The following is a 21,803-nucleotide window of genomic DNA, read 5'->3' on the forward strand; positions in this document are numbered from 1 at the left end:
GGAGTCGAAAGGGGCGAGGATGCTGGACCTGAGGCGCGTGCTTAAGAGCAAGCCCAAGCCGCCGGAGGACGTGAGGCTCACGCCGCTCTGGACGCCGTGGGGCGAGAAGATCGCGGCGGGCGAGGGGGACCTCGAGCCACCGTCCCACCCGCGACCGCTTCTGGCACGCGACGCATGGTCGTCGCTCAACGGCATCTGGGAGTGCGCCTTCGCCCCCGCGGCGAACTCCGCCTCGGCCTGGAGGGCGGCCCCCGTCCCAGACGGGCCCTGGATGCCCATCCGCGTGCCCTTCTCGCCCGAGGCGCCGCTTTCCGGCGTGGGCCGCCAGCTCCGCCCGGACGAGCTCCTCTGGTACCGTCGCGTCTTCGACGCTGCGCCGCTTTGCCCCGAAGATCGCCTCATCCTGCATCTCGACGCTGTCGACTGGGCCTGCGCGGTGTACGTGAACGGCGTCCGCGTGGCCGAGCACACGGGCGGTTACCTGCCCTTCTCCGCAGACGTCACGGACGCGCTGCGCGCCGGCGAGAAGAACGAGCTCCTCGCGTGCGTCCACGACCCGTCCGATGCCGGCACGCAGCTCCGCGGCAAGCAGCGCCTCGCGCGGGGCGGCATCTGGTACACGGCCCAGAGCGGCATATGGCGCGACGTCTGGTACGAGGTCGTTCCCGCCGCGCACGTGACGACGCTCGCCTCGGACGCGCGTCCTGCCGACGGCCGGGTCCTGCTCGCCGTCGGCGTGGTGGGGGAGGGGGCGGTGACGGCCCGCATCCTGGACGGGGGCTCGGAGGTCGCCCGTGCGTCGGCGCCCGCCCGCGACGGTCGCTGCGAGCTCGCCCTCGACGTTCCCGCCCCGCGCCTCTGGAGCCCCGCCGACCCGCACCTCTACGACGTCGAGGTCTCCTTCGGCGCCGACCGCGTCCGCAGCTACTGCGCCTTCCGCTCGGTTGAGGTGCGCGCGGATGCGCGCGGCGTCCCTCGCGTGCACCTCAACGGCGAGCCCCTCTTCCTGCGCGGCGTGCTCGACCAGGGCTACTGGCCGGACGGCCTCATGACGCCACCCTCGGAGGCGGCCCTTGAGCATGACGTCCGCGCGGCCCGCGAGCTGGGCTTCAATCTGCTGCGCATGCACATCAAGGTCGAGCAGCCGCGCTTCTATGCGCTGTGCGACCGGCTTGGCATGCTCGTCTGGCAGGACATGGTCTCCGGCGGCGGACCCTACAGCGCGCTTCACACGAGCTACGTGCCCACGCTCCTGCGCGCGAGCTGGACGCGTCGCACCGACGAGGGGCCGCGCGCCCGCCGGCGCCTCTCCGCGGCGGACCCGGCCTACCGCCGCGAGTGGCTTGACGCCTGCTCCGGCACGGTGGGCCTGCTCGCCGGCCACCCCAGCGTGGTCGGCTGGACGCTCTTCAACGAGGGCTGGGGACAGTTTGACGCGCGCGCCGCGTGCGACGCCGTGCGCGCCCTCGACCCCACGCGTCCCGTGAGCGCCACGAGCGGCTGGTACGACCGCGCCTGCGGCGACCTCTTCAGCGTGCACAACTACTTCCGCCCGCTCGAGGTCTGGCCCGACCGCGCACGTCCCCCGCGCGCCTTCGTGGTCTCCGAGTTCGGCGGCGTGAGCTGGGCCGTCCCCGGGCACGTCTCGCTGGGGACGTCATACGGCTACGAGGCGGCCTCCGGGGCGGCCGACTTCGCGCGCGAGGTGCGCGGGCTCATCTCCCGGGCTGACGCGCTTGAGGCAGAGGGCCTCGCCGGCTACGTCTATACGCAGCTCTCGGACGTGGAGGAGGAGACCAACGGCCTTCTCACCTACGACCGCCGCGTGAACAAGCTCCTCGCCGCAACCTGACAAAGGTGACAGGGTCATCTGTCATAATCGCGCGCCATGCTTTTTGGTGACCAAGACGACGAGAGGGGAAGCCATGAAGGTATTGATGGTAAACGGGAGCCCGCACGAGCACGGCTGCACGGACCGCGCGCTCCAGGAGGTGGCGGGCGCACTCGAGGCCGAGGGCATGCAGACAGAGATCTTCTGGATCGGCCCGCGCCCGGTGGGCGGGTGCACGGCCTGCGGCGCGTGCGGGAAGCTCGGCCGCTGCGCCTTCGGGGACGGCGGCGTCAACGAGTTTGCGGCCAAGGCCGCCGATGCCGACGGGTTCGTCTTCGGCGCGCCGACGCACTACGCGCACGCCGGGGCGTCGCTGCTCGGCTTCATGGACCGGCTCTTCTACTCGGCGGGCGCGGCGTTTGCCCATAAGCCCGCCGCCGCGGTCACCTCTGCCCGACGCGCCGGCACCACCACGGCGCTTGCGGACATAGAGAAGTTCTTCACCATCTCGCAGATGCCCATTGTGAGCAGCCGCTACTGGAACATGGTCCACGGCAACAGCGCCGAGGAGGCCTCGCAGGACGCCGAGGGCCTCTGGACCATGCGCCAGCTCGGACGCAACATGGCATGGCTGCTGAGGTGCATCGAGGCCGGCCGCGAGGCAGGCGTCCCCGCGCCGGCGGGCGAGCCCGGCGTGCGGACGAACTTCATCCGCTAGGCGCGGCGCGCTCACGCCGCGAGGGGGTGGGAGCGCGCCCTGAGCGCCCTCGTCCGTTTGTAGTGTATTTCATCGCGGGGCCCCAGAGTATAAAACGGTTCACAATCTGATTAATCGCAGGTAGATGGGCCGTGCAAAAAGTAGTGTACTTCGAGTTCGTTGAGGGAAGTACACTCAAAGCGGAGCCTCTCGCGCTGAGGGGCGCTCGAGGGCCGTTCCGGGACCCCAAAGGGGGCAAAACGGCCGGACAGGCGCTCCGCGCGTGGTTTTCTCGCGGCCCGAGCGGGGCGCAACCTCCGAGGCGCTACCATGGAAAGGCTAGGCAACCGAGGAGGGGAGGCGCATGGCGCGGGGCATCTTCATCACGCTCGAGGGGGCTGACGGCAGCGGAAAGTCGACGCAGGCAGAGCTGCTGGCGGAGGTCCTTCTTGCCCGCGGGCGAGAGGTCGTGCGCCTGCGCGAGCCGGGTGGCACCCCCATCTCCGAGAAGATTCGCGCGCTCCTCCTGGACCCGGCGAATGCCGAGATGTCCCCGGAGTGCGAGCTCCTGCTCTACGAGGCCAGCCGCGCGCAGCTCACGCGCCAGGTGATTGAGCCGGCGCTCGCACGCGGCGCCGTCGTCCTGTGCGACCGCTACTACGACTCCACCTATGCCTACCAGGCCGGAGGCCGCGGGCTGGACGAGACGCTCGTCCGCCAGGCCAACGTCCTCGGCAGCTGCGGGCGCGTGCCCGACCGCACGCTCGTGCTCGACCTCGACCCTGCGCTCGGCTACGCGCGCGCCACGGCCGCCGGCGCCGACCGCATGGAGGCCGAAGGCCTTGCCTTCCAGGAGCGCGTCCGCGCGGCCTACCTGCGCCTTGCGTTCGAGGAGCCGGCGCGCGTGCGCGTGGTGGACGCCGCGGGCGAGAAGGACGCCGTCACGGCCCGCCTCATCGCCGCGCTCGAGGACCTGCTGTGAGCGCCGCACCCGCACAAGGCGCTGCCGCGCCCCCTCCCGCCGCGCTCGACGCCCTCGCCGACCAGCCGCGCGTGCGCGACCTGCTTGCCACCGCGGTGGCGGAGGGCCGCCTCTCCCACGCCTACCTCTTCGTGGGTGCGCCCGGCTCCGGCAAGCACGAGGCGGCCGAGGCGCTCGCCGAGTGCGTGATCTGCCCCCATGGCGGGGACGCCGCCTGCGACGAGTGCCGCCGTGTGCGCCATCGCACGCACCCGGACGTCCGCTGGCTCAGGCCGGGGAGCGCCACGGGCTACCTCGTGGCCCAGGTCCGCGAGGTCATCGAGGACGCGAGCCTCGCCCCCGTGCGTGCCCGAGCAAAGGTCTACGTGCTCGAGCGCGCCGAGCTCCTGCGCGGAACGGCGGCAAACGCACTGCTCAAGACCCTCGAGGAGCCGCCCGAGGGCGTGATGTTCGTGCTTTGCGCCCGCACGACGGCCTCGATGCTCCCCACCATCGTCTCGCGCTGCCAGCAGGTGCCCTTCCGCGCGGTCTCGCCGGACGAGGGCGTGGACGCCGTCATGCGCTCCTGCGCCGCCACGCGCGAGGAGGCTCGCGTGGCACTCGCCGTGGCGGGCACGCCCGCGCGCGCGACGGAGTTCTTGCAATCGACGGCCCGCCGTCAGGTGCGTCGCCTCGTGGTGAGCACGCTCGACGCGCTTGCCCGCGACGACTCGTGGGACGTGCTCCTGGCTGCTCGCGAGCTCGTGGCCGCGGTGGCCGTGCCGCTTGCCGACGTCAAGGAGGCCCAGGAGGCCGCCCTCCAGGAGACCCAGGACTTCCTCACCGCCGCCGCGCTCAAGCAGGTGGAGGACGCCAACAAGCGCGAGCTCACTGCGCGGGAGCGTTCGGGTATGATGGAGGCCCTAACCGCGGCCGAGTCCGTCCTGCGCGACGTGCTCCTCCGCTGCGAGGGGGTCGGCCAGCCCATCGTCAACGAGGACGCGGCCGCCACCGTGGACCGCATCGCCGCCGGCTGCGACACCGCCGGCGCGCTCAGGGCGCTCGGGGCCGTGGCGCGCGCCGCGGACGACCTCGCCCACAACGTATCGCCGCAGCTGACCCTCGAGGTCATGCTGCTTTCCGTCAAGGAGGCACTCGCATGCCCACCGTCATCCCGGTGAAGTTCACCTATGCCGCCCGCGACCTCTGGTTCAGCCCGGCCGGCACCGGCGCCCAGGAGGGCGACCACGTCATCTGCCAGACCGAGCGCGGCCGCGAGATCGGCCTCGCCACCGCGGACGCCCGCGAGGTGAGCGAGGAGGAGCTCGCCGCCACGATCGGCCACGCCACCCTGCGCGACGTGGTGCGCATCGCCACCGAGGACGACCTCGCGCGCGCCGAGCGCCTAGCCCGGCGCGGCGAGGACTCCATGCCCGCCTTCCGCCGCCACGTCAAGGAGTCCGGGCTGGACATGAAGCCCGTGGGAGTGGAGTACCTCTTCGACGGAGAGAAGGCCGTCTGCTACTTTGCCGCCGAGGAGCGCGTGGACTTCCGCCAGCTCGTGCGCGACCTCTCGCGCGAGTTCCACGTCCGGATTGACATGCGTCAGATTGGCGTGCGCGAGGAGGCCGCCATCGTGGGCGGCTACGGCCACTGCGGCCAAGAGCTCTGCTGCCGCCGCTTTGCCACGGGCTTCGACCCGGTCTCCATCCGCATGGCCAAGGAGCAGGACCTGCCCCTCAACTCCACCAAGATCTCAGGCGCGTGCGGCCGCCTCATGTGCTGCCTGCGCTACGAGTTCGAGGCGTACCGCGACTTCAAGGGGCGCGCGCCCAAGCGCAACGCCGTGATTGACACCCCGCTCGGCAAGGGCAAGATCGTGGAGTACGACACGCCCAAGGAGCAGATCGTCCTGCGCCTGGAGAGCGGCAAGCAGATCCGCGTGGCGCTTGCGGACATGACGGCCTCCGAGGCCGCGCACAAGAAGAGCGAGGAGCTCGGCTGCCCGTGCCGCCCGGACACCGTCACGCGCGAGGTTCTGGACCGCCTGGAGTCCCCGGACGTGCAGATGGCCCTCGCCGAGCTTGACCGAAAGATGGGTGTGCTGCCCGAGCAGGGGCCGGACGCCTCTGACATCTTCGTCGAGCCCAAGCGCAAGCGCCGCCGGCCCTCCAACGGGGCCCCGGCCGGAGAGAAGGGCCCGCAGGGCGATAAGAACGCGCGGCGCGAGGCCTCAGGCGCCCCCTCCGGTGACGAGGCGCCCGCGCGCCGGCGCCGCAAGCGCCGCCCGGGCGATGGTGGGGGAGCGGCGGCCCCGGCCCCCGCGCACATGGCGCCCGAGGCGGGGGCGGGCTCTGCGCCCGCGCGCCGTCGCCGTCACCACCAGGCGGCGGAGGGCGCCGCGGAGGCGGGTGCTTCCGCAGGCGGCCAGCAGCCCGTCAAGCGCACCCGCCGGCCCGGCGACAAGGGCGGCCAGGCCGAGAAGGGCTCGCAGCCGCGCGGCATGCAGCCCTCGCGCAAGAAGCGCGCCCAGCAGCAGGGCAAGGCCGGCGAGCAGCACGGGCCGCAGGCCGCGCGCCCGCAGGGGGGCGATGACGCCTCCAAGCCGCGTCGCCGCCGTCGCCGCGGCGGTCGCGGGCGCGGTGGCGCCGGCGCCGACGGCGGCGCGCCCGCGTAGAGTTGCCGAACTTCTGTACATTGCGGGGCCCCGAGCGCAGATGCACTCGGGGCCCCATCGCGTTTTCGCAGGTAACGGGCTTGCAGGTTCTTCTCGCCCCGTCGAGCTGTGGCGCAATGTACAGAAGTTTAGGCACTGTCTGTCGCGTCGCCGCATCCCATGAGCAGCAGCGACGTGGCGAGCGCAGTCCTGAGGAGCCTCATCAGGACCTCCGCCCCCTATATGAGCCTGAGCATCAAGAGCACAACAATAAGCAGCGGAAGTGCCCAGACAGCTCCGAAGAAGCCGGGGAGCATGTCGCGGTGCTCCTCCTGCACCGACGGGTCGAGGCGCAGCTGGTCTATGAAAAAGAGAACGAGGCTCGCCGCCCAGAGCCCGCAGAAGCCGATTCCCAGCCAGAAAGGCGCTTGGTAGCTCCAGGAGAGCGCGTGCGCGATTCCGTACGTCACGCTAAACGCGAGCGGGGCCAGGATGAGGTTGATGAGGGAGGCGTCTCGCACGAGCCGGTTGACTCCCGGATGGTTCTTGCGGGCGGAGAGCTCCCACAGGAGCACGCCCACGAGGAGGGGGAGGCCATAGAAGGGGGAGAGGACTACGACGACGCCAAAGAAGCTCGACACGAGCTCAAGCGGGCTGGGGCACGTCTCTGGCGAGAGACTGGAGGGGAACATGGGGCCTCCTTGGGGCTGGACCTGGAGCGAGCGCGGGCCAAATGAGGAGCTGATGCGACCAGCTGAGCAATCTGATGGCTAGTTGCCCTCAGAATCTACGGTGTGGGCTGTCCCTTCAACAGGACCCGAGTACTCTACGCGGATAGTAGTTCCAACAGGGACGCTCTCTCCGGGCTGAATTGAGGTTGAGAGTACAGTCGGAGTGTCCCATCCGGCCCGATCAGAAAGCTCCCACCCGTCGACGCGTGGACTCGGAATAAGCCCTGAAAGCGTGATAACACTGCTTGCTTCCACAGGGCCCATACCTATGACGTTTGGCATAATGACCTCATCTGCCACCGTGAGCTCAATGAGCGTGTCGGGTGTAACCCAGGCGCCTGGCGCGGGAGAAACGCCAATGACCCTGTTGTTTTCAAAACCTACTCCGTTGCCGACGGCTGAGACGTTGGTGAAGCCTGCTGCGGCAAGCTTGGATCGCGCTTGCTGCTCAGAGTGGTTGGTCGTTAGTTCGAGCGGTATCTGCAAGACTCCCGTTACGGTGACGATGACCTCCGCCTTCCAGGGGATTGCATCGTATTCATGACGCAGGGCGCCGTTGGGGTCGAGAACCCCTAAGACATTCTTTGTGCGTAGCTCATGGGTGGATTGGTTGATGACTGTTCCCGCTGCTCCACGTGCCGATCCCTGGCGAACGATGGGAAGAAAGTCCGCCTCGACGAGCGCCTCCCACGCCTGCTGCAGGTCCATGCCCACGACGTTGGGCGCCTCGCCGAACTCGGTCTCCACCACGGCGGGCGGCCGCGAGCCGAGATGCGATGCCGCCGTCACCGCTACGGCGATGACCATCGCCGCCGCCAGGAACGCGGCCGCGAGGCGCGCGGCGCGCCGGCGGCGCGGGGCGGCGTCCTCGCGCTCGAGGAGGTCGGCGAGCTCCTCGCGGGAGTGCACGCCGAGCATCCGGTAGCCCGTCGCGCGGGCGGCGCGCACGGTGCCCTCCGCCAGGTGGAGCTCGTCGGCGATCTGCGCGGTTGAGCGCCCGGAGCAAGCGAGCGAGAGCACGGACGCCTGCGTCTCGGAGAGCCCGTGGGAACGAAGCGCGGGCCGCCAGTCCCTCTCGCCCGCGTTCTTGTCGGCGCTCTTCTCGGCGTACTTTCTGACAAGCTCGGCGGCGCCGCTGACGCCGAGCTTCTGGTACGCGCGCTGACGGAGGCTCCCCACGGTGGAGGCGCTGATACCCATCTCGCGCGCGGCGGCCGCCGCCGTCATGCCGGCGAGCGCCGAGCGCGCCGCGTCGGCCTCGCGCTCGGTGAGCCCGCGCTCGCGGAAGTCCCGCTCCGCCTCGTGCGACGCCGTGGGAATCATGCCGCCTCCTCTCCGCAGCCGATTACCGGAAGCGTACACGAGCGCGCGACGACTTCTCCGAGCTGCCGGAGCGCCTCGCGCGCCGCATGTTCGCCAACCCGGAGCTGCTGCCGCTCGCCGTCCTTATTGACGCGCGAGCGGAGACGCCCGTGGGGCTCTTTGCGCGCGGCGGCTACGCCGTGGGCACCGTGGAGCTCGTCCTGCGCCTCGCCGCACTGGCGTAGCAGCGGGGGCAATCAGCGCCGAAGCCCCCTCGCTCCCCGCTCCCGCCCCATCCCCCAAACTTCTGTACATGGAGCGGGGAGCGAGGGGGCTTCGGCGCTGATTGCCCCCGCTGCTACGCCAGTGCGGCGAGGCGCAGGACGAGCTCCACGGTGCCCACGGCGTAGCCGCCGCGCGCAAAGAGCCCCACGGGCGTCTCCGCTCGCGCGTCAATAAGGACGGCGAGCGGCAGCAGCTCCGGGTTGGCGAACATGCGGCGCGCGAGGCGCTCCGGCAGCTCGGAGAAGTCGTCGCGCGCGAGGGTCACGGGCACGCCGGCCGCATCCAGCGCCGCGAGCGCGCGGGCGAGGGTGGGATCGCCCGTCGCGTCCTCGCGGGTCACGAGCGTGAGGGAGAGCCCCGCCGCCGCGACGGCCCCCGCCGCACCCGCGAGCTCGTTCAGCAGGTGCTCCGTCGGCTCCTCCGCCGGCTCCAGGAACGCCAGGAGCGCAAGGCCGTCGCGCTCGCCGAGCAGCGGCGCCGCGTCGGGGAGCGGGATGCGCTGGAGCATGTCCTCGGGGCGGGGCGCACGCCGCCGCGCGCGGACCTCGGTGGGGCCGTCCACGGCAAAGACGAGCTCGGCGGCCTGCTGGTTGCCGTTGGGCAGGCGCGTCGTGGTGGTAAGGCGGTAGGTCCCGGCCGGCACCTCGAGGGCGTCCGGGTCGCAATCCCAGAGGTCGAGCTGGTGGAACCCCCAGAGCTCCTGCCCGCCCACCTGCATGGCGCGTCCCAGGCGCGCGAGGCCCCAATCGGTGCCGTAGACAAGGGGCGTCCCGTCCGCGACCACGCGCAAGGGGCACGTGCGCTCGCTTGCGGCCTCGCCCTCGACGCAGGACCAGCGCCCGTCCGCGAGCACCTCGGCGCGCCCGTCGGCGGGCGCCAGGCGCGCGGGCACCCCGAGGCTGCGGCACGCCGCCACGAAGAGCGTGCGCAGCGTCACCTCGGAGGCCTCGCCGGACGCAAGGGCGCCTGCGGGCGTGCCCACGAGCTTGGCCAGGTGCTCGGCGGGCGAGAAGGACATGCGCTCGCAAAGCCACGCCCACGCGGCGCGCGGGTCGTCAGCAATGAGGCGGGCGAGCTCCTCCGGCAGCGCCTCCGGAAAGGCCGGCCGCCAGGCGCTCAGGTGCTCGAGGCCGATTCGCGGGCAGAGGACGTAGCGCTCCCATGCCTCGCGATCCTGACAAACGACCCGGTCACCTTTGTCATCATGACAAACGCCCCCGGCACCTTTGTCAGGAAGGTGGCCCTCCAGGAGGGCGGGGTCGGCGTCCAGGTAGTCCTTCTCGGCGAGCGTGGCGAGAAGCGCCAGGCGCTCCGGCTCCGCGCCCGCGGTGAGAAACGAGAAGATCTCGCCCGCGTGCCCGCGCGCGGTCTCGAGGATGTGAGCCACGAGCGCGGCGTCATCCGCCGGGCGCAACTCTGCCGCGCGGGCGGCGAGCTCGGCCGAACGCTCACGCATCCGTCCCACGCGCTCGCGGCGGCACTCGTCGGCGGCCGCCTTGCGCGCCCGGCCGCGCTCCGCGGCCTCGGGCGAGAGCGCCTGCGAGGGCGCGGGGTGGTCCTCGGGCGCGCGCACGTCAACGTCACGCCAGGGGCCGTCCGCCGCCCCGCACGGCGCTGGGGCCGGCGCGAGCACGAGCCCCACCTCGGCGACCTCCGCCGTGTCCACGTCCTTCTCGGCCATGAGCGAGCCGGCCGAGGCGTGCACGCGCACGCTCCCCAGACCCAGCTCCACCGAGCAACGGCCCTCGTCGTCCGCCGTGAGCACGGAGAGCGGGCGCCACCCGGCCATGTTGAGCACCTCGAAGGCCACGGTGGCACCGGAGGCCGGCGCGCCTTCGGGGCGCGACACGCGTACGGAGAGGCGCGTGGTGTCGGCGTAGCTCCCGGTCACGTTGACGAGCACGGTGCAGCCCGCGCGGCCCACCACGTCCTCGGGCCTGCAGCCAAAGTCAGAGAAGAGCCGCGTGGCCACCATGGGCGCGCGTCCGGAGGCGGCGGTGAACCAGCCGCGGTCGAGCGCCTCCTCGGGCTCGCAGGCGCCGAGGTAGTGCCAGCGGCCGCCCGCCCAGGCCTCCACCCAGGCGTGGTTGTCGTCGCAGTGCGCCCACCAGGGCACGTAGAGCTGCCGGGCGGGGATGCCCACCGCGCGCAGGGCCGTCACGAGGAGCGTGGACTCCTCGCCGCAGCGCCCGGCCGCGGCCGCGATGACGCCGGGCGCCCCGAGGGTGCGGCCGTCCGTGGTCTGGTAGGTGGCCATCTCGGCGCACCAGTAGTTGACCTCGATGGCGGCGCGCTCGGGATCGAGCCCGGCCACGCGCGGGGCGAGCTCCCCCCAGAGCGCCCCCCGGCAGTCCTGGAGCGGCTCGTTGTTGACGCGCGCCGTGGCAACGTAGTGGACGAAGAGGTCCTCCGGCAGGCCTGCCGCCGGCCCCTCGCGGAGCATGAGGGCGTGGCGCGCGAAGGCGAGAAGGACCTCGAGCGGCGCGTCCACGGCGTCCGTGAGCGGCAGCGTGGCCAGGTGGTAGCGCAGGAGCGTGGCCTCGTCGGGCGAAAGCGTGGGGAAGAGCGCCTCGGCCTCCATGGCCCGCTCTCCCAGAAGGGCGCGGCGGGCGTCGAGGCGGCGGGCGGCATAGGTGGCGAGCTGCTCGGAAAGCGGCATGGGGCCTCCTTGGGTCGGTGCGCGGCGGTGCGACCGACTATGGTACGCCGCCGCCGACGCTGCGTCACGCGGGGGAGGGCCTGGCGGCGCGGACTCCCTGTCGAGTGACGGTTTTTGGACGAAAGATCGCCCTCGGGGGGTCTCGTCCGTCCAAAACCCGTCACTCTGTCTATAGTGCGTGAGGCACGGGGCCGCGGCAGGCCGCCGGCCGCCAGGGACACGACGGGAGGACACCCATGTACGGACTCAAGAGCGAGGCGAGCTTCGACTCCGCCCACTTCCTCGCGGACTACTACGGCAAGTGCGAGAACCTCCACGGGCACCGCTGGCGCGTCGTGGCGTACCTGCGCGCGCCCGAGCTCGGATCGGAGGGGACCCAGCGCGACATGGTCATGGACTTCGGCGTCTTCAAGCGCGCCCTGCGCGAGCTCGCCGAGGAGTTCGACCACACCTTCCTCGTGGAGGAGGGGACGCTGCACCCGGCCACGATCGAGGTGCTCGAGGGCGAGGGCTTCTCGCTCAAGCTGCTGCCCTTCCGCACCACGGCCGAGAACCTCGCCCGGCACTTCTGCGAGCGCCTGTGCGAGCGCGGCCTTCCGTGCGCGCAGGTGGACGTCTACGAGACGCCGCTCAATTGCGCCACATATGTCCGGGACGGGGTGTAGGATTCAGCCTATACTCAGGGAAGGGGGATGCGGAAAGCGCGATGCGGCCCCGCGGCCGCGGGAGGCGAAGGTGTGACATGGGCAATCGTTCCCTGCACGGAGTCAACCTCACCGGATGGCTGACGCTCGAGTCGTGGGTCACCCCCGAGCTCTTCGCCGGCGCCGGCGCGCTGGACGAGGAGTCGCTCGTCACGGCGCTCGGGGAGCGGCGCTACGCCGACTGCGTCCGCGCGCACCGGCGCGAGTTCGTGACGCGCGACGAGTTCGTCAAGATCGCCGCGCGCGGGTTCAACGCTGTGCGCCTCCCCGTCCCCTGGTACGTCTACGGGGACGATGGACCCGAGCCCGGCCCGTACGTCGGCTGCATCGAGCTCGTCGACCAGGCGCTCGACTGGGCGGAGGAGATCGGCCTCAAGGTCATCTTTGCGCTGGCGATAAACCCGGGCGCGCCGCACACGGACAACGGGACCTCCCCCGACAACGCCGACTGCCACATCGCGCGCGAGGAGATGCTCGACGTGGTGTACGCCCTCTCCAGGCGCTACGCCTCGCGCATGGGCTTCTTCGGGATCGAGCTCGCCGACGACCCGGTGGTCCAGGTCCGCCGCGGCCTCATGCTCACCGACGGCGTCCCCATACACCGCCTGCGCAACTACTACCGCGAGGCCTACGAGCTCGTGCGCCACGCCGCGGGCGAGGACCCCGTGGTCATCATGCCCGACGCCGCCTTCCCCGGCGGGTGGGGCCGCTTCATGGCCCAGCGCCACTACAAGAACGTCTGGCTCGACTGCCATCTTGATCGCACGAGCGTCCGCGTGGATGTCTCCGGCCCCGCCGGCGTGCGCCGGCTCGTGGCCGCGCTCGAGAGGCGCGTCCACGACGCCCGCCGCTCCGGCATGCAGGTCATGGTGGGCAAGTGGTCGTCGTCGCTGCCCATCGCCGACTCCCAGATGACGCCCGAGGGCCGCATCGCGCTCGAGCGCGTCTACACCTCTGAGCAGATCGGCGCGTACGAGAAGTGCCCGGCCTGGTTCTTCAACACCTGGAAGACCTCCGGCAAGCTCGCGAGCTGGGACGCTCGCGTGGCGCTCGCCACCTTCGAGCGCGGGATGATCGTCTGATGCCGGGAGTTCTGAGCGTCGTCGGCACCCCCATCGGCAACCTCGAGGACGCGTCGCCCCGCGTGCGGCGGGTGCTCGGGGAGGCAGACGCGGTGCTCTGCGAGGACACGCGCGTGACGGGCCGGCTTATGAGCGCCTTCGGCATCTCCGCGCGCCTCGAGCGCTGCGACGAGAACGTCATGGACGCCCGGATCGCAGGCGTGCTGGAGCGCGTCGCCGCAGGCGAGCGCGTTGCCTTCGTCTCAGACGCCGGCATGCCGGGCGTGTCCGACCCGGGGCAGCGCCTCGTGGACGCCGCGCTCGACGCGGGGCTGCCCGTCGAGGTGATTCCGGGTCCGAGCGCCGTGACCTGTGCGCTCGTTGCGTCGGGCCTCGCGAGCGAGCACTTCTTCTTCGAGGGGTTCCTGCCGCGGAAGCGCGGGGCGCAGCTCGCTCGCCTGGCTGAGCTGGCGCTGGTCCCGGGGACGCTCGTCGTCTACGAGAGCCCGCGCAGGGTCGCGGAGACCCTCGCCAACGTCGCCGAGGCGATGCCGCGCCGGCGCGCGGCGCTCGTGCGCGAGCTCACCAAGCTGCACGAGGAGGTCGTGCGCGGAGAGGCCGCGGAGCTCGCGGAGCTGATCGCGGCGCGCGACGAGCTCCGCGGCGAGTGCGTCATCGTGATCTCGGCCCCAACCGAGGAGGAGCTCGCGGCGCGGCGCGCCGCCGCCGCGGGCTCCGAGCGGACGCTCGCGGAGGAGATCGCCGCCGGACTCGAGGCGGGGGAGCCCAAGAGCGCGCTTGCCAAGCGGCTTGCAAAGTCCTTCTCGCTTCCGCGCGCAGAGGTCTACGACGCCGTGGTGGCCGCCGCGTCCGCGTGACGATGAGGGCGGGTTCCGCCGTCACGCTGGGTCAATACTCCCAGTATGAGAGGGCGTTATAACGGTTATAATCCAAGAAAGACATGAGGAGGGAAGGGGAGTCATGCCAATCGCGACGGTATCCAAGGTGGGCAACGGTCGGGCGGTGTTCATTCCGGCAAGCGTTACCGACGAGGCCTTCGCCCTCGGCAACAAGGTTGAGATCGAGTACGTGGGGGAGGGGACACTCCTCATACGCTCGGCGGTCGATGACAGGAAGCTCCGGCAGGAGGCCCTCGGGCGGCTGCTCGATATTGTGGGGGAGCAGCCCGAGGTTCTCTGGGAAGATGACTCTCGTGCCGCAGACCGGGAGCTGATCGGGGGCAGGTATGCGTAGGGTGATGATTGACACCAACGTGCTCATCGATCTTGTCTCCTCGAGCCGGCCGGCTCATGAGGACACCGTCGATGCCGTTCGGGCGCTGTGCGCCGCGGATGGCTTTGGGGGCTGCGTCCTCTCGTCCTCGCTCAAGGACGTCTACTACGTCTACCGTCGGCACTATGGGGACGAGCCGGCGGCACGCGCGGCCGTTCGCGAGCTGCGTCGCATGTTCGCGCTCGTCAACCTCACGACGGCGGTGGTCGACGGCGCGCTTGATTCTGACGAGCCGGATTTCGAGGACGGCCTCCTGCGGGCCGCCGGCGAGCAGTCCCGGTGCGACTACCTGCTCACGCGGGACGCCCCGGGGTTTTCCGCGGCGTCGTTCGAGAAGGTCGACGCCCCCGGGCTGCTCGAGGTCTTGTCTCGTGCCGTGTAGGCAGGGCCTCGATTCACGTAAGCCGGGCATGGGGGCTGGCACGCCCTCGCCCCATGCGTGGCGAGAAGGACGCGCGGGCCGGCAAAGAGTACAATCGACCCCGCATGCCACATTCCGTCATGAGGAGTCGTCATATGGCAGAGAAGCCGTCCTACTTCGTCACCACCCCCATCTACTACGTCAACGCCGCCCCGCACCTGGGAACCGCCTACTGCACCCTGCTCGCGGACGTCCAGGCGCGCTTCCGCCGCGCGGCAGGCTATGACGTCAAGTTCCTGACCGGCATGGACGAGCACGGCGAGAAGGTCGCCGAGGCCGCCGCCGACCACGGCATGACGCCGCAGGAGTGGTGCGACTCCCAGGCCCCGCTCTTCCAGGACCTCTGGAGCGAGCTCGAGGTCTCCAACGACGACTTCATCCGCACCACCGAGCCCCGCCAGCATCACGCGGTCCAGTACCTGTGGGACCGCATGCTGGAGAGCGGCTACCTCTACAAGGGCTCCTACGACGGCTGGTACTGCGTGCCGGAGGAGACCTACTTCACCGAGACCCAGGTCGAGAAGGCAGACGAGGAGCGCGGCACCAAGGGCGAGCACCTCTGCCCGGACTGCGGCCGCCCGCTCGAGCGCGTCCAGGAGGAGTCCTACTTCTTCAAGCTCTCCGCCTTCCAGGACCGGCTCCTCGCGCTCTATGACGAGCACCCCGACTTCGTGCAGCCGGACTTCCGCATGAACGAGGTCCGCAGCTTCGTAGAGGGCGGGCTCACGGACACCTCGGTCTCCCGCACGACCTTCGACTGGGGCATCAAGGTGCCCTTCGACGACAAGCACGTCACCTACGTGTGGTTCGACGCCCTGCTCAACTACATGACCGCCGTGGGCTACAGCCTGGACGACCCGGAGTCGCGCGCCGAGCTCGCGCGCCGCTGGCCCGCCCAGTGCCACCTCATCGGCAAGGACATCATCCGCTTCCACTGCATCCTCTGGCCCGCCATGCTCATGGCCATCGACGAGGCCCTGCCCGAGCACGTCTTCGTGCACGGCTTCCTCACGGTGCGCAACCCCGAGACCGGCCAGGCCGAGAAGATGTCCAAGTCCCGCGGCAACGCGATCGCCCCGCGCGACGTCATCAACCTGCTGGGCGTGGAGGGCTACCGCTACTACTTCATGACCGACGTCGTCCACGGCGACGACTCCGCCATCTCCTTCGAGCGCATGGAGCAGGTCTACAACGCCGACCTCGCCAACAGCTGGGGCAACCTGGTGAGCCGCGCCCTCAACATGAGCGCCAAGTACTTCGACGGCAAGACGCCGGAGCTGGCCGAGGGCTGGGCCGAGAAGGACGGCGCGCTCCGCGGCGTTGCCGAGGGCATCTACGACCGCTACGCGAGCCGCATGGAGGTCTTCGACTACGCCGGCGCCAAGGACGTGGTCATGGAGCTCGTTCACGCCGCCAACCACTTCATCGAGGACTCCGCGCCCTGGGCCGTGGCCAAGGACCCGGAGCGTGCCGGCGAGCTCGCGGACATCATCGTGAGCCTGCTCGAGTCCATCCGCATCAGCGCGCACCTGCTCGCGCCGTTCATGCCCGAGACCTCGGCCGAGGTCCTGCGCCGCATGTCGCTCGAGGGTGAGGCGGACACCGACGACCTGCGCGCGGCCTGCGCCTGGGGCGGGCTTGCCGGCGGCGTGGCCGTGACCAAGGGCGACGCGCTCTTCCCGCGCCTCGACATCAAGAAGTAGGCTGGCGTGGGCGGATCTCCCCTTGCAAGCCCCGGCGCCACGCGCGCCCTGCTCGAGGCCTATGGGCTTGCGACCAAGCACAGCCTGGGCCAGAACTTCTTGGTCAGCAACCACGTGATCGAGAAGATCATGGGTCTGGCGGAGCTTGGGCGGCAAGATCGCGTGCTCGAGGTGGGCCCCGGCATCGGCACGCTCACGCTGGCGCTCCTCGCCGAGGCCGGGCGCGTGGTCTCCATCGAGATGGACCGCGAGCTCGAGCCGGTGCTCTCCGCGCACGCCGCGGCGCACCCGAACTTCTCGTACCTCATGGGAGACGCGCTGCGCGTGACGCCGGATCAGGTCGCGGCGGCCGCGGGCGGCGAGCCCGACGTTCTTGTCGCCAACCTGCCCTACAACGTGGCGGCCACGGTGATCCTGTGCTACCTGCAGGAGGTGCCGACCCTGCGCCGCCTCGTGGTGATGGTGCAGGCCGAGGTGGCCGACCGCATCTGCGCGGCGCCCGGCAACCGCACCTACGGCGCCTACACGGCCAAGCTCGCGCTTCTCGGCCGGGTGACCGGGCGCTTTGAGGTGGGGCCGGGAAACTTCATGCCGCCCCCGCATGTGGACTCCGCCGTGGTGCGCATCGATCGCCTCGACGAGCGCCTTCCTCCAGAGCGCTACGAGCAGGTAGCGGCCGTGATCGATGCCGCGTTCGCGCAGCGCCGCAAGACCATCCGCAACTCCATGTCCGCCTCGGGCTACTCGCGTGACGCGCTCGACGCCGCCTTCGCCGAGTGCGGAATCGCGCCCACCTGCCGCGCCGAGACCCTCGCGCCGGCGGACTTCGCCCTTCTCGCGTCAGCACTCTCCCAACGTCAGGAGTAACCCATGGCCCAGAACGTCGCGCTCGATGACCTCACGCTCGCCGACGGCGAGCTCTTCCACAACCGCAAGGGGGAGGCGTGCCCGCTGCCGGCCCCGCTCGCCCCGCTCGCGGACACCCACGGCCACCTCACGAGCTTCCGTGCTCACGACCCGGCGATGGCGATCGCGCGCGCCGCGCTCGCTGGCGTGCGGCTGCTCGTGGTGCCGCTTGACCCTATCGATGACGTCCCCGGGAAGTGGGAGAGCGTCCCCGCCCTCCTGTCCTGGATCGACGAGCAGGTGGAGCTTGCGCGCGCGTGCCTTGCGGAGTGCGCGGAGCACGGCTTCGTGCCGCCCGCCTTCGAGGGCTACGACGCCCCCGAGCTCGTCGACAACGTGCGCATCGTGGCCGGCGCGCACCCCTATGGCGCCGCCCAGCTCGACGACGGCGCCATGTCCCGCCTGCGCGAGCTGCTCAAGAGCCCGCGCTGCGCGGGCGTGGGAGAGATCGGCCTCGACTACGGCCCCAACAGCAAGATCGCCTACCCCATCCAGGAGGAGGCATTCCGCCGCCAGCTCCGCGTGGCACACGAGCTGGGCCTGCCCGTCCAGCTCCACATCCGCGACGCCGTGGGTGACATCCGCTGCGGCGCGCACCGCGACGCAGCGCGGATCCTGCGCGAGGAGGGGGTTCCCGAGACGGGCTGCGACCTTCACTGCTTCACCTCGGACCTCAGGGTGATGGAGATGTTCACGAGCCTCGGCTGCCACATCGCCTTCGGCGGCGCGGCCACGTTCTCTCGTTCCGACGAGATACGCAAGGCGGCCACGTTCTGCGCCGAGCGCTTCCTCCTCTCCGAGACCGACAGCCCCTACATGGCTCCGGTGCCCCTGCGCGGCGAGGAGTGCGAGCCCGCCATGGTGGCCTTCACCGCCGCCCTCGTGGCCGACGTGCGCGAGGCGGGCGGGCGCGGCAGCCGCCAGGCGTCCTATGACGCGCTCTGGGGCAACGCCTGCGCCCTCTTCGGGAGGTAGCCGTCATGCCCGCCTCGCTCGTCGTCGTCCTTCTCGTCATCCTGGCGTGCTGCGTCGCCATGGTCGCCCTCTTCGTGGCCGCGTGGCGTCGGACGCTGGCCGAGGTCGATGCCTCGGGGCTCGCCTATCGCATGCGCTGCGAGAGGTGCGGGGCGGAGTTCGACCTCGCCCCGCGTGACTTCGCGCGTCCCGGGATGCGTCGCGCCCGCTCGACCACGCGGACGCGCGCCAAGGGCGTGGCGCTGGTGAGCCAGCCCCGCTACCACTACGTTGCCAAGCGCCTTGCCTGTCCCGCGTGCGGCGAGAAGACCTGGTGCGAGAACCTCAACGCCAACGAGGCCCAGGACGCGGTCACTCCTATTGCGCTGCGTAACTTCGGCGGCGCGCTCCTGATCATGGTGGTCGTGGGGTTCGTGCTGAGGGCGGTCTTCGCGTAGGGCTTCTGGACGCTCGCGCGTCCTGCCCGCGCCCGGCTCATGCGGTGGCCTCCGGCCCCGTGCCGATCCGACGGGCGAGCCGGTAGCCCCACCTCGGCACGGGGGGACGCGCGAGGATGACCCCCGCCTCGGCGCCCGAGAGGATCGCCATGATGAGCCGGTCGACGGCCTCGGACCTCTGGCGTCTCCAGATGCCCATGCGCGGGGTCCCCGCCGTGGGGAGGACTAGCCCGCCGCCGCCCACGGCCACGCCGCCCATCCAGCGCGCACCGCTCGCCGAGCAGGCCTGCCCGATCGCATCGAGGGAGGGGAGCGCTCGCTCGGGCTCGTAGAGCCCCGTGACGGAGAGGGCATAGACGCGCATGCCGGGCGCGAGGCCGCCTCCCGAGCCCTCGAGCAGGTCGATGAGGCACGCGGGCGGCTCGTCCGCGCGGGACTCGCATCCCAGGACGACGGCGCCCTGCCCGGGGCGCGGGGCCTTCGTCACCTCGGGGGGCTCCACGCCCGCCATGCGGGCGTACACGGGAAGGGCCTCGGCGAGGTCCGCGAGCAGGTGGTCCGCAGCGGACCGTGCGCCCCAGGCGCCCGCGTTGACAAGCGCCACCCGGAGCGGAGTCCGAGGGGCGGCAGGCGTCGGCGCGGGGCCGTCGCCCCCATCGCCCCGCACGTCCTTCTCGCGCACGTTCCCTCCCTCCCGCGCGCTGCCGCGCTTGCTCGCGCAAACTCCGCTGGCAGATTCTGCCTCCAGCATAGTCCATTTGCGTTTGCGCAGCTAGGAGGCCCGTGTCCGCAGCGTGCCCCGAGCGAGTCGCTCGAGTTTGCTCGTGCAAACGCGAGGGGGGACGGGCGGGAGAGAAAGGCGTGCGAGAAGGGCGTTCGAGAAGGACGTGCGTGCCCGCGGCGTGCTACACTGCCCCCACCGAGCGACCCCCATCCGACCGGAAGGGGGTCGCATGTTGTTTCTCGCCATGGCCCGCGCGGCCGGCGACGCGGTTGCGGAGCTGGTCAGCCCCACGCGGTGCGTGGGCTGCGAGCAGCCGGGGGAGCTCGTCTGCGAGGAGTGCCGCGCGTCGCTGCCGTGGGTCGAGCAGCGACTGGCGTGCCCGGTCTGCGGCGCGCCGTACGGTTTTCTCACCTGCACGGAGTGCCGGGGGGACTGGCCCGCGCGTGCGACCGTGGCCGCGCTCGGCTTCCGGGGGACGCCCGCGCGCATGGTCACCTGCCTCAAGGACGCGCACGAGCTGCGACTCGCGCCCGTGATGGCGGCCGCCATGCTCTGCGCGCTCGAGGAGGCGTCCGCCTGGCCCGGCGCCGACGGCGCCCCGCGCTTCGACGTCGCGGCGACCGACGCGGTCTGTTTCGTGCCGGCCACCGCGGAGGCGTTCGGGCGGCGCGGCTTCGACCACATGGAGCTCGTCGCGCGGCCCCTCGCGGCCCAGCTGGGGCTGCCGCTCGCCGACGTGCTCGTACGCGGCGCCGCCCGCGACCAGCGCGCGCTCGGCCGGGAGGAGCGCGCGGGCAACCTCGCGGGCACCATGCGGGCGGTGGGCGACGTCTCGGGCGCGCGGCTGCTGCTGCTTGACGACGTGGCGACGACGGGCGCCTCGATCGCCGAGGCGGTGCGCTCGCTCGAGGGTCGGGGCGCGGCGTCGGTCACGGCCTGCGTGCTCGCGCGCGTCTGGTGACCAGGGCGCCCCGTGGGCGGCCTCGAGGCCTGTCGCCTCGCCCCCGCGCGGCGGCCATGAGGGGGAGCCGACGCCCGCGCGCCCCTCCATCACGCCCCCCCGCGTGGGCGGCGCTACCTGCCGTCCGCCCCACTCGGGGTCGCGCCGCTCGCGAGCGGCGGTTATACTGGCAGAGTCTCAACCCAGGTCTGTGGTTGCGGGCGGGCGCCCCCCTGGGGCGGGCGCTGCGGCGCCGGGTCCGCCCAAGTCCATGCCAGACGAGGGCAAAGGGATCCACGTAAGCTCGGGCGTGCGCGCCCGAGCGATCATGGCTCGTCCTAGAGGTAAGTCGCACCGCCCGTTATACGCATGAGGCATCCGGCCTCGCGGGCGAGAGGGGCAACAGTGGAGGCGCCGCGGCGCCGCAAGCGACGTCCCCGGTGCGCGGGTGTGGGGTCAAAGACCAGGTCAGCTGGGTGAGACGATCGAGACCGTACCGAGAGGGACAAGAGGGCAGGCCATGAAGCGCAACCGTACGAACACCATCATCTCCGTCGTGGGCGCGGCGCTCTCGCTCGCCCTTCTCGCCGGGTGCTCCGGCGTTCCCACCGAGGTGACCGACGCCCTCGGCGGGGCGGGGGAGGCGCTCTCGGGCGTGGGGCAGGCAATAGGCGGCGCAGTCGACGGCCTGCTCGACGAGACGTCCGTCGCGGAGGCGCGCGAGCAGCGTCGCGCGGACCTGACGCCTGCCCTGTCCGACGCCGACCTCAAGACCCCCGGCACCCTCACGGTGGGCATCGAGGCAGCGGAGTCCGCCCCGCTCGCCTTCTCGGCGACCGACGGCTCGCTCGTGGGGATTGACGTCGACACTGCGTACGCCCTCGCCGACGAGCTCGGCATGGCAAACGTCGAGATCGTCTCGGTCCAGAACGCCTCCGCGGCACTGGCCTCCAACTGCGACGTGGTCATGGGCGTCGAGGCGGGCAGCGCGACGGACGTGACCGTGCTCGGCAGCTACGCTCAGTCCGCGCTCGGCGTCTTTGCCGCCACCGAGGTGACGGCGCCGATCGCCGCGGCGGACCTCTCGGGCAAGACGGTGGGCGTCCAGGCCAACTCCGTCTCACAGTCCACGCTCGCCTCGCTCGGCCTCGGCGCCGTGGAGCAGACCTTCTCCAACCTCAACGAGGCCTTCGACGCGCTCGCCTCGGGTTCCGTCGACTACGTCGTCTGCGACGCCTATGCGGGAGCGTACCTCTCGTGCACCTACGATGCCGGCTTCTTCGCCGGCACGCTTGACGCGCCCGTCGCCGTGGGCGTGGGCGTCTCGTCGAGCGCCTCGCAGGGGCTCCAGTCCTCCGTCCAGGCCGCGCTCGACGCGATTCAGGGCAACGGTGTGGCAGACATCGCCAAGACCCGCTGGATCGGCGTCTTTCCGGCGCTCACCGAGGCCTCGCGCCTCTCCGGGGTCGCCGTCTAGCGGGCCCGCTCGCCCCGTCCGCGCGTCCGTCGGCGCCCGA

The 21,803-nt window shown here is 71.4% G+C and carries 21 protein-coding genes; 17 read left to right on the forward strand and 4 right to left on the reverse strand.

The window, feature by feature from the left end; genetic code table 11:
* The first annotated feature begins 19 nt into the window (after positions 1–19).
* The 5 genes from BQ7391_RS05635 (at position 20) to BQ7391_RS05655 (ending at position 6,166) form a co-directional block, all read left to right on the forward strand.
* Positions 20–1,852 (forward strand): glycoside hydrolase family 2 protein, encoded by a 1,833-nt coding sequence (locus tag BQ7391_RS05635; protein WP_075279705.1) that lies wholly within the window; start codon positions 20–22, stop codon positions 1,850–1,852.
* A 73-nt stretch (positions 1,853–1,925) separates the two neighbouring features.
* A complete protein-coding gene (locus BQ7391_RS05640) occupies positions 1,926–2,549 on the forward strand; it encodes a flavodoxin family protein (protein WP_075279706.1) in 624 nt (207 codons plus the stop codon).
* Between the two features lie 343 nt (positions 2,550–2,892).
* A complete protein-coding gene (tmk, locus tag BQ7391_RS05645) occupies positions 2,893–3,510 on the forward strand; it encodes a dTMP kinase (protein ID WP_075279707.1) in 618 nt (205 codons plus the stop codon).
* The gene (locus BQ7391_RS05650) at positions 3,507–4,670 is read left to right on the forward strand and encodes a DNA polymerase III subunit (protein WP_075279708.1); all 1,164 of its coding nucleotides are present in this window, start codon (positions 3,507–3,509) and stop codon (positions 4,668–4,670) included. Before tmk ends, BQ7391_RS05650 begins: the two co-directional genes overlap by 4 nt.
* The gene (locus tag BQ7391_RS05655; RefSeq protein ID WP_075279709.1) at positions 4,649–6,166 is read left to right on the forward strand and encodes a PSP1 domain-containing protein; all 1,518 of its coding nucleotides are present in this window, start codon (positions 4,649–4,651) and stop codon (positions 6,164–6,166) included. The genes BQ7391_RS05650 and BQ7391_RS05655 overlap by 22 nt, the downstream gene beginning before the upstream one ends.
* A 218-nt stretch (positions 6,167–6,384) precedes the next feature.
* Here BQ7391_RS05655 and BQ7391_RS05660 read toward each other — a convergent pair whose 3' ends face one another.
* Both BQ7391_RS05660 and BQ7391_RS05665 read right to left on the reverse strand, forming a co-directional pair.
* Complete coding sequence (locus BQ7391_RS05660) at positions 6,385–6,837, reverse strand: hypothetical protein (RefSeq protein WP_075279710.1); 453 nt, start codon at positions 6,835–6,837, stop codon at positions 6,385–6,387.
* Between the two features lie 78 nt (positions 6,838–6,915).
* Entirely contained in the window at positions 6,916–8,199 is a 1,284-nt protein-coding gene (locus BQ7391_RS05665; RefSeq protein WP_075279711.1) for a PASTA domain-containing protein, read from the reverse strand.
* 86 nt (positions 8,200–8,285) lie between these two features.
* Between BQ7391_RS05665 and BQ7391_RS12350 the strand changes: the two genes are divergently transcribed.
* Positions 8,286–8,423, forward strand: a complete 138-nt coding sequence (locus tag BQ7391_RS12350) for a hypothetical protein (protein WP_159437350.1) — start codon at positions 8,286–8,288, stop codon at positions 8,421–8,423.
* Between the two features lie 113 nt (positions 8,424–8,536).
* Here the strand turns inward: BQ7391_RS12350 and BQ7391_RS05670 are convergent, their stop codons facing one another.
* Positions 8,537–11,122: a transglutaminase domain-containing protein gene (locus BQ7391_RS05670; protein ID WP_075279712.1), complete on the reverse strand. Its 2,586-nt coding sequence runs from the start codon at positions 11,120–11,122 to the stop codon at positions 8,537–8,539.
* A gap of 236 nt (positions 11,123–11,358) precedes the next feature.
* Between BQ7391_RS05670 and BQ7391_RS05675 the strand changes: the two genes are divergently transcribed.
* The 9 genes from BQ7391_RS05675 to BQ7391_RS05715 all read left to right on the forward strand — a co-directional run bounded on the left by BQ7391_RS05675 (position 11,359) and on the right by BQ7391_RS05715 (position 18,622).
* Positions 11,359–11,787 carry a 6-pyruvoyl trahydropterin synthase family protein gene (locus BQ7391_RS05675; RefSeq protein WP_075279713.1) on the forward strand — a complete coding sequence of 143 codons (429 nt, stop codon included), beginning with the start codon at positions 11,359–11,361 and terminating at the stop codon, positions 11,785–11,787.
* A gap of 77 nt (positions 11,788–11,864) precedes the next feature.
* Positions 11,865–12,908: a glycoside hydrolase family 5 protein gene (locus tag BQ7391_RS05680; protein ID WP_075279714.1), complete on the forward strand. Its 1,044-nt coding sequence runs from the start codon at positions 11,865–11,867 to the stop codon at positions 12,906–12,908.
* Positions 12,908–13,765: a 16S rRNA (cytidine(1402)-2'-O)-methyltransferase gene (gene rsmI / locus BQ7391_RS05685; RefSeq protein WP_075279715.1), complete on the forward strand. Its 858-nt coding sequence runs from the start codon at positions 12,908–12,910 to the stop codon at positions 13,763–13,765. Before BQ7391_RS05680 ends, rsmI begins: the two co-directional genes overlap by 1 nt.
* 103 nt (positions 13,766–13,868) lie before the next feature.
* The gene (locus BQ7391_RS05690) at positions 13,869–14,141 is read left to right on the forward strand and encodes an AbrB/MazE/SpoVT family DNA-binding domain-containing protein (RefSeq protein ID WP_075279716.1); all 273 of its coding nucleotides are present in this window, start codon (positions 13,869–13,871) and stop codon (positions 14,139–14,141) included.
* Positions 14,134–14,562, forward strand: coding sequence for a PIN domain-containing protein (locus BQ7391_RS05695; RefSeq protein ID WP_083662125.1), 429 nt, complete (start codon positions 14,134–14,136; stop codon positions 14,560–14,562). Before BQ7391_RS05690 ends, BQ7391_RS05695 begins: the two co-directional genes overlap by 8 nt.
* Before the next feature lie 134 nt (positions 14,563–14,696).
* Positions 14,697–16,304 carry a methionine--tRNA ligase gene (gene metG / locus BQ7391_RS05700; protein ID WP_075279718.1) on the forward strand — a complete coding sequence of 536 codons (1,608 nt, stop codon included), beginning with the start codon at positions 14,697–14,699 and terminating at the stop codon, positions 16,302–16,304.
* Between the two features lie 6 nt (positions 16,305–16,310).
* Positions 16,311–17,171 (forward strand): 16S rRNA (adenine(1518)-N(6)/adenine(1519)-N(6))-dimethyltransferase RsmA, encoded by an 861-nt coding sequence (gene rsmA, locus BQ7391_RS05705; protein WP_075279719.1) that lies wholly within the window; start codon positions 16,311–16,313, stop codon positions 17,169–17,171.
* A 3-nt stretch (positions 17,172–17,174) separates the two neighbouring features.
* Positions 17,175–18,185, forward strand: a complete 1,011-nt coding sequence (locus BQ7391_RS05710; protein ID WP_075279720.1) for a TatD family hydrolase — start codon at positions 17,175–17,177, stop codon at positions 18,183–18,185.
* 5 nt (positions 18,186–18,190) lie between these two features.
* Positions 18,191–18,622, forward strand: coding sequence for a hypothetical protein (locus BQ7391_RS05715; protein ID WP_075279721.1), 432 nt, complete (start codon positions 18,191–18,193; stop codon positions 18,620–18,622).
* A 37-nt stretch (positions 18,623–18,659) separates the two neighbouring features.
* Here BQ7391_RS05715 and BQ7391_RS05720 read toward each other — a convergent pair whose 3' ends face one another.
* On the reverse strand, positions 18,660–19,304 hold the full coding sequence (locus BQ7391_RS05720) for a hypothetical protein (protein WP_075279722.1): 645 nt from the start codon (positions 19,302–19,304) through the stop codon (positions 18,660–18,662).
* 271 nt (positions 19,305–19,575) lie between these two features.
* On the opposite strand from BQ7391_RS05720, the gene BQ7391_RS05725 reads away from it, so the two are divergent.
* Together BQ7391_RS05725 and BQ7391_RS05730 are read left to right on the forward strand one after the other, a co-directional pair.
* Entirely contained in the window at positions 19,576–20,307 is a 732-nt protein-coding gene (locus tag BQ7391_RS05725; RefSeq protein WP_075279723.1) for a ComF family protein, read from the forward strand.
* 499 nt (positions 20,308–20,806) lie between these two features.
* Complete coding sequence (locus BQ7391_RS05730; RefSeq protein WP_075279724.1) at positions 20,807–21,763, forward strand: substrate-binding periplasmic protein; 957 nt, start codon at positions 20,807–20,809, stop codon at positions 21,761–21,763.
* Positions 21,764–21,803 lie beyond the last annotated feature (40 nt).

Origin of the sequence: Thermophilibacter provencensis, assembly GCF_900128445.1 — a bacterium.
GTDB classification, from domain to species: domain Bacteria; phylum Actinomycetota; class Coriobacteriia; order Coriobacteriales; family Atopobiaceae; genus Thermophilibacter; species Thermophilibacter provencensis.